Source organism: Pantoea sp. 18059 (genome assembly GCF_902706165.1).
Classification (GTDB): Bacteria; Pseudomonadota; Gammaproteobacteria; order Enterobacterales; family Enterobacteriaceae; genus Pantoea; species Pantoea agglomerans.
The window spans coordinates 257,965-265,832 of sequence record NZ_CACSJS010000007.1 but is presented as its reverse complement, the minus strand read 5'-3'; the positions used below and the strand labels follow the sequence as shown (position 1 = coordinate 265,832).

Genomic DNA, 7,868 nt, shown 5'->3' with positions numbered 1-7,868 from the left:
CCCAGATATGAGAGATCTGAAGAGGCCGTTTCTGGCCGATAATGCGGCTTTTGTTCCAGGGGGATGTTGTCATGTTCAATCTCCATTGGGTCAGGAGATGTGATTATGAGTGTCCCGTATGAGCGAAGAGCGGACCTTTTTTGGCAAAGATTTATATATTCCAATTGCTTTAAATATCACTTTCTGGCGAAGCGCCTTAATGGAAATCAAGTAGAGCATCAATTAATATCCAAAACCTATGGAAATAAACCTTTATGGCTTTATGCCAGCACTACTCCCTGTTGCACTGTCCCCCGGAGCAAGCTTCACTCTTGTTATGAATGGAGCTCTGGCTGGCGGTTACAAAGGACTATTCAGAACGCTTGCCGGAACAGCCTTGGGTATATACACACATGCGGTTCTCATAGGGCTAGGTATAACCGCTGTGATCATCTCGTCTCCAGCAACTTTTGCGGTGTTGAAAGTTTTCGGAACCGCCTATCTGCTCTGGTTAGGAGCAATGCTCATCCGCAGCGGGATAAGGTCAAATGCCAGCGGGCTTGCTGTTACGAAACATTCGGTGACTTTAAGAGAGGCCTGGATAGCTAATATTTTGAATCCTAAAGCCATCATTTTTTATCTGACAGTCGTTTCGCAGTTCGCAGGGATACAGGGAGGCGTCTACAACTATCTGACATTGGCCACAGTACATGTCGTGGTCATGAGCGTTTGGCTTTTCGCTGTCAGTCAAACACTTATATTTTCAGTAAAAAAAACAAATCCATTAATGCTCAAAAAATACGTCAACATTGCCGGCGGGGTGTTGCTCATTGCTTTTACTCTGCACAGCCTGACCCAGTAACTCATCACCTTTAGCAAAAATGTCCGCTTCTGGCACAAAGCGGACGTTGGTATCTACTTCAATCAGCCTATTGTACCTAACTCCGACAAATTGGCTGCCTTAACAAAGCACGTATCCAGGTGCAGATATCAACTACTCCAGTTGCGTAATCTTTTATGGGCTACAGCAATCCACCCTTTTACAACTGAACCCCTCACCCCACATCCCTGCCCATCCGCACCATCGCCCGATACCAGGCACCGCGCTGAATCGACCACCTTAACCCCACCGCTATCGCATTAATCTTCCGGTCAATGATCGCCTGCTGAAAGCGGCCGATCTCCGTACCGGACATTGCCTGCGCCCAGGCTGGCATCAGCCCGAACCCTGACTTCAGCATGATTTTCATCACCGGTTTTGCCTGCCAGCTGGGTGCAGGGGCATTCATCAGCAATCGCGTCACTTCGGCAGTGCGATGATCAAAGCGCAGCTCTGAACGCATCTGTTGCAGGTAATCCGCGACGTCGACAACGCTTTTCGGTACCTGCTCCGCCCCCAGCGCTTCGGCAATCTGCGCCGCTTCCTGATAGTACTGATCCTGCCCGGCGCGGCTGAGGTATGGATTTTTGTAGCGCAGATGGGCGGCCAGAAAACGGCTGGTCTCCGCCACATGCACCCAGGTCAGCAGATGCGGATCGCTGGCGGCATAGGGTTTGCCTTCGCTATCAACGCCGCTGACTTTCAGGTGAATGCGTTTCACCCGGTCAATCAGCGTCTGTGCATCCTGCGAATTACCATAGGTGGTCACGGCGATAAACTGACTGGTGCGCCGCAGGCGGCCCATCATATCTTCGCGGAAATTGGAGTGATCCCAGACGCCCGCCAGCGCCGCCGGATGCAGCATCTGCAACAGCAGCGCGCTGATCCCGCCGCACATCATGGAGGTGAAGTCACCGTGGACGCGCCAGATCACGCTGTCCGGGCCAAACAGGCCGGGATCGCCAGGCGGTTGAGAGAGGTCAAATTCATTCATCGACAGGCCGTTAAGGCGAAATACCTGCTGCTGAATGCGGTCACGCAGATTAATCATAGCGGCTCTGATAGTGGATATGACGCGGCGCGCCGTAGCAGGACGCTAACGACGCGCCGCATCACCTTCCCCTGACTTCAGGGGAAAGGCTGACGGTTATAAATAGTTGAACTGCCCATCCTCGGTACGAACGGAATCGAGTCCAATCATCACGTTGAATTTGCCGGGCTCTGCAACATGCTGCATCTGCTGGTTCCAGAACTTCAGCGCATCCACGTCGATTTTAAAGGTCACGGTTTGCGACTCGCCCGCTTTCAGCATGATGCGCTTAAAGCCACGCAGCTCCTGCACCGGACGGCTGATGGACGCGACCGGATCGTTGAGGTACATCTGCACCACCGTCGCGCCATCGCGTTTACCGCTGTTGGTCACCGTTACGCTGGCTTCGATGCTGCCGTTACGCGGCATGGTCGGTGAGGACATTTTTACCGGCGACACGGTGAAAGTGGTATAGCTCAGGCCGTAACCAAACGGATAGAGCGGGCCATTAGCCGCGTCGTAGTAGTGCGACGTGTATTTGTTCGGCTTAGCAAAGTTGTAAGGACGACCGGTTGGCAGATGGTTGTAATAGATAGGAATCTGACCCACTGAACGCGGGAAGGAAACCGGCAATTTGCCCGACGGGTTGTAGTCGCCGAACAGCACATCGGCGATGGCGTTGCCGCCTTCGGTGCCGCTGAACCAGGTTTCCAGCATCGCATCGGCCATCCGATCTTCATTCACCACTGACAGCGGGCGTCCGTTCATCAGCACAATCACCAGCGGCTTACCGGTGGCTTTCAGTGCTGCTAACAGCTTCTGCTGGCTCGGCGGGATCACCAGGTCGCTGCGGCTGGAGGCTTCGTGCGCCATACCCTGCGCTTCGCCCACGGCGGCAATTACCACATCGGCCTGCTTCGCTTTGGCGACCGCGTCATCAATCAACTGCTGCGGTGAACGCGTATCCACGGAAACCGCCTGCTCATAGAGGTTCAGGAAGTCCTGAATCCCTTTGTTGTCGGTGACGTTAGCGCCCTTCTCATAGAGCAGCGTAGCCTTGCCTTCGGTGGCATTGCGCATGCCCTGCAGCAGCGAAACGGATTGCTTCGCCACGCCAGCGGCGGACCAGCTGCCCATAATGTCGCGCTGACTGTCTGCCAGCGGACCAATCAGGGCAATGGTGCCCGATTTTTTCAGCGGCAGCGTTTCCAGGCGGTTTTTCAGCAACACGATGCTTTTACGCGCGACGTCGCGCGCTTCAGCCCGGTGCAGACGGCTTTCCGCATTGGTGTCCTGCGGATCGCTCTCTTTCGGACCTAAATGGCTGTAGGGATCGTTAAACAGGCCCATGTCATATTTGACGTTGAGCACATGGCGCGCCGCATCGTCAATCTCCGCCATGGTGACGTCGCCGCTCTTCACCAGAGCGGGCAGATACTTGCTGTAATATTCGTCGCTCATGCTCATATCGACACCCGATTTCAGGGCGATGCGCACCGCTTCCTGCGGATCGCTGGCGACGCCATGCTTGATCAGCTCTTTGATTGCGCCATGGTCGCTGATGGTAATGCCTTTGAACTTCCACTTATCGCGCAGCAGATCTTTCAGCAACCAGCTGTCCGCCGTGGCGGGTACGCCATTGATCGAGTTCAGCGCCACCATCACGCCGCCGCTGCCTGCATCCAGTGAAGCTTTATAGGGCGGCAGATAGTCCTGGAACATGCGCTGCGGGCTCATGTCCACGGTGTTGTAATCGCGTCCGCCTTCAACTGCGCCATAGAGCGCGAAATGCTTCACGCTGGTCATCACGCTGTAGCGATCGGCAGCACTTTTGCCCTGCATCGACTGCACCATGCTGCGACCCATTTCGCTGGTGAGATACGTATCCTCACCGAAACCTTCAGAGCCACGGCCCCAGCGCGGTTCACGACTGACATCCACCATCGGCGCCCAGGTCATGTTCAGGCCATCGTCGGCCGCTTCATAGGCAGAGACGCGCCCCACCTCTTTCACCGCATCCAGATCCCAGCTCGACGCCAGGGCCAAAGGAATCGGGAAAATGGTGCGCTGACCATGAATAACGTCGTAGGCAAAAAACAGCGGGATCTTCAGGCGGCTGAGCTGCATCGCCTGATCCTGCATCGCGCGGATATCCTGACGGGTTACGGTATTAAAAATCGCGCCAACCTGACTCTTCTGAATCATGTCGCGAATCACTTCTTTCGGATTATCAGGTCCGACGCTGATTAAACGCAGCTGGCCGATCTTCTCGTCCAGCGTCATTTTTTTAAGCAGTTGGTTGACGAAGGCATCCCGCGCCTGTTCGGTCATCGGGTGGTTACCTGGCACTGTCTCAGCCAATGCCGGTTGCATCGCGAGGGAGACAGCGAGACTAACAGAGTAAATCCATTTCATCAGGTTGGGTTCTCTTAAGTAACTGCGCAATATCGAATAAACAGGCGGCAGTGTGCCACAAGATGAGAATAGCAGGTAGCTGCCGCTGTCACACTGCGTTGAGGTGAGTTGACGTGCTACAGTTAGGACGCACTGATAAGACAAGGGAATTGCTCATGATACAAACCTCTGCCCTGCTTTCTGACCTGCGCCGCCTGGTCGGCCCTACCCATCTGCTGACTGAACCTGAACAGACCGCGCGCTATCGCAAAGGCTTTCGCTCCGGCGAAGGCGAGGCGCTGGCGGTGGCGTTTCCCGGTACGCTGCTGGAGCTCTGGCGGGTACTGCAAACGCTGGTGAATGCCGATGTCATTATCCTGATGCAGGCGGCGAATACCGGCCTGACCGAAGGCTCGACGCCGCATGGCGACGATTACGATCGTCCGCTGGTGATTGTCAGCACCCTGCGGCTGGATAAGCTTCAGCTGATCGACGAAGGCCAGCAGGTGCTGGCGTTCCCCGGCAGCACACTCTATCAGCTGGAAAAAGCGCTGAAGCCGCTGGGGCGTGAACCCCACTCGGTGATTGGCTCCTCCTGTATTGGTGCCTCGGTGCTGGGCGGCATCTGTAATAACTCCGGCGGATCGCTGATCAAACGCGGACCGGCCTACAGTGAAATGGCGCTGTTTGCCCAGATTGATGCGCAGGGAAAACTGAAGCTGGTGAACCATCTCGGTATCGATCTTGGGACGTCACCGGAAGAGATTCTGGGGCGGCTGGATGATGACCGCTGGCAGCCCAAAGATGTGCAGCACGATGGCCGTCACGCCTCCGATCATGAATATGCCGACCGGGTTCGTGAAGTGGATGCGGATACGCCCGCCCGCTATAACGCCGATGCGCGTCGCCTGTTTGAAGCCTCCGGTTGTGCCGGGAAGCTGGCGGTCTTCGCGGTGCGACTCGATACCTTCGCCAGCGAACCGCAGCAGCAGGTGTTTTACATCGGCACCAACGAGCCCGGTGTTCTCAGCGATATTCGCCGTCACATGCTGGCGCATTTCACCCATCTGCCGGTGGCGGGCGAATATATGCACCGCGACATCTATGACATTGCGGAAGTCTATGGCAAAGATACCTTCCTGATGATCGACAAGCTGGGCACCGACAAGATGCCGCTGTTTTTCACGCTGAAGGGGCGGGTTGATGCCTGGCTGAGCAAACTCTCCTTCGTTAAACCGCACTTCAGCGATCGCCTGTTGCAGCGCCTGAGTAAACTGTTTCCGGCGCATCTGCCGAAACGCATGAAGCAGTATCGCGACAAATATGAACACCATCTGATGCTGAAGATGTCTGGCGACGGCGTGGCGGAAGCGCGTAACTATCTGCGCGACTACTTCCGCGAAGGCGGTGGCGAATTCTTCGAGTGTGAAGGCAAAGAAGGTGCGCACGCCTTTCTGCATCGCTTTGCAGCGGCGGGTGCGGCGGTGCGCTACCACGCGGTGCATTCTGATGAGGTCGAGGACATTCTGGCGCTGGATATCGCCCTGCGTCGTAATGATGCGGACTGGTTCGAAACCCTGCCCGATGAGATCCGCGCCTCGCTGAGTCATCGTCTCTACTATGGTCACTTCTTCTGTCATGTGTTTCATCAGGATTACATCGTCAGAAAAGGCGTCGATGTGCATGCGCTCAAAGCGCAGATGCTGGAGATTCTTCAGGCGCGGGGCGCGGAATATCCCGCTGAACATAACGTCGGACATCTTTATCAGGCCAAACCGCAGCTGGCGGCGTTCTATCGCCAGCTCGATCCCACCAACAGCTTCAATCCTGGGATTGGCAAAACCAGTAAGCAAAAGGGATGGGCGGTGAAGCAGGTTTAATCGCCTTATGGATTAGCCTGCTTATCTGAGCAGGCTGATTGTCATACAACCGGGAGGCCCGTTCGCACCACCAGCTTCCCATTGCAACAGTCCTGCCAATAGCTAACATTTTCATCAGAAAATTAATCTCCCCTCCCATATTGCACCTGCTTTATTTTATCTCATCGGGTTCTGCGCAATAGTTCACAAATCACCACGCTGCCAATTGATAATTCGCGTCGCGAAAAATAGATTAACGCCACAATAATAATATTCTGCTTAATTATCCGGATTGCATTCAGGGAGGAATAATCATGCGAAAAATTAATTACGCATTAGCGTTAGTTGAAATAGCCACCGCATTAATAGCGTTAACTGCAATAAGTTCATCACCGGCTTACGCCAGCGGATTTATTGAGGACTCATCGCTTAAAGGTAATGTTTTTTACTGGCAGCGTCAGCGAGATCGCAGAGACACCAATCCCGCCAGTGAATATCAGGGGCAGTATCGGGCTAATTTACATCATGCCTCGCTCAACAGTAATCTCGACTATCAGTCCGGCTATGCCGGAGAGTGGATTGGTCTGGACCTCGCGATTTTCGGTGCTGCTGAGCTTTCCAACAGCGGCCCCGCCGCACCCAATGAAATTGGCTTCAGTAAGGCGCGTACCCGCTGGGATGAAAAGTGGAATGGCGACAGCGGCGGTGCTTCTGTTTATAAAGCCGCACTGAAATTAAAATATAACGATTACTGGTTGCGTGCCGGTTATATTCAGCCAACCGGCCAGACAATTATTGCGCCACACTGGAGTTTCTTACCCGGAACCTATCGCGGCGTCGAAGTCGGTGCGCTGTATGATTTCCAGCAGGCCGGTGCATTATCACTCTCCTGGATGTGGAGCGACAAATATAAAGCGCCCTGGTATCGTGATTTATATAATTTTCGCCAGGCTGATGGCAAAACATCTGTCAGCTACCTGCATTCGTTCGGTATGAAATATGACTTCAAAAATAACCTGGTGCTTGAGGGCGCATTTGGCCAGGCGGCGGATTATATGGATCAATATTTTGCCAAAGCCTCGTGGTCAGCCACGCCCGGCGGCAATGCACTCTACACCAGCTATCAGTTTTACGGGGCGCACGACAAAGTAGCGGGCGGTGCCGCCAATCCCCGTGATGTCTATGACGGCCTGGCCTGGTTACAGGCGATCACGGTCGGCTATACCGTCGGCCCGGTTGATCTGCGACTCGAAGGTAGCTGGGTCAAAGCAGAGGGGAATCAGGGCTTCTTCCTGCAGCGCATGACGCCAGGCTACGCCAGCTCCAATGGACGACTGGATATCTGGTGGGATGCCCGTTCCGACTGGAACGCCAATGGCGAAAAAGCGATCTTTGCCGGGGCGATGCTCGACTTAACGCCGTGGCAGCTGGCGGGATGGAAAGTAGGCGCATCGTACGTCTGGGGCTGGGATGCCAGACCCGCCACGCTGCCCACCGTTGACCAGAGCCAGCGGCTGAAAGAGTCCGCCTGGAACCTTGATCTGATCTATCAAATCCAGCAGGGGCGCGCCAAAGATACCCTGTTTAAACTGCATTACACCCGCTACGACAATCACAGCAATCTGCCCAGTTACAGCGGCGGTTACGGCAACATTTTTCAGGACGAGAAGGACATCAAATTTATGGTTATCGTGCCGTTTACACTGTTCTGACGCCCTGCAGACTC

General features: G+C 54.7%; 5 protein-coding genes and 1 pseudogene. 3 read left to right on the top strand and 3 right to left on the bottom strand.

Features of this window, described 5'->3' with window-relative positions:
• Positions 1–73, bottom strand: a pseudogene (locus tag GVJ63_RS18325) (integrase); the annotation flags it as partial.
• Positions 74–238: 165 nt separating this feature from the next.
• Between GVJ63_RS18325 and GVJ63_RS18320 the strand changes: the two are divergent.
• Positions 239–841 carry a LysE family translocator gene (locus GVJ63_RS18320; protein WP_029519298.1) on the top strand — a complete coding sequence of 201 codons (603 nt, stop codon included), beginning with the start codon at positions 239–241 and terminating at the stop codon, positions 839–841.
• A gap of 193 nt (positions 842–1,034) precedes the next feature.
• Here the strand turns inward: GVJ63_RS18320 and GVJ63_RS18315 are convergent, their stop codons facing one another.
• Positions 1,035–1,910 (bottom strand): oxygenase MpaB family protein, encoded by an 876-nt coding sequence (locus tag GVJ63_RS18315; RefSeq protein ID WP_124889802.1) that lies wholly within the window; start codon positions 1,908–1,910, stop codon positions 1,035–1,037.
• Between the two features lie 96 nt (positions 1,911–2,006).
• A complete protein-coding gene (gene bglX, locus GVJ63_RS18310) occupies positions 2,007–4,304 on the bottom strand; it encodes a beta-glucosidase BglX (protein ID WP_159227199.1) in 2,298 nt (765 codons plus the stop codon).
• Between the two features lie 155 nt (positions 4,305–4,459).
• Here bglX and dld point away from each other — a divergent pair, with 155 nt between their 5' ends.
• The gene (dld, locus tag GVJ63_RS18305; protein ID WP_010260312.1) at positions 4,460–6,163 is read left to right on the top strand and encodes a D-lactate dehydrogenase; all 1,704 of its coding nucleotides are present in this window, start codon (positions 4,460–4,462) and stop codon (positions 6,161–6,163) included.
• Between the two features lie 293 nt (positions 6,164–6,456).
• A complete protein-coding gene (locus tag GVJ63_RS18300) occupies positions 6,457–7,854 on the top strand; it encodes an OprD family outer membrane porin (RefSeq protein ID WP_159227198.1) in 1,398 nt (465 codons plus the stop codon).
• The last annotated feature ends 14 nt before the right edge of the window (positions 7,855–7,868 follow it).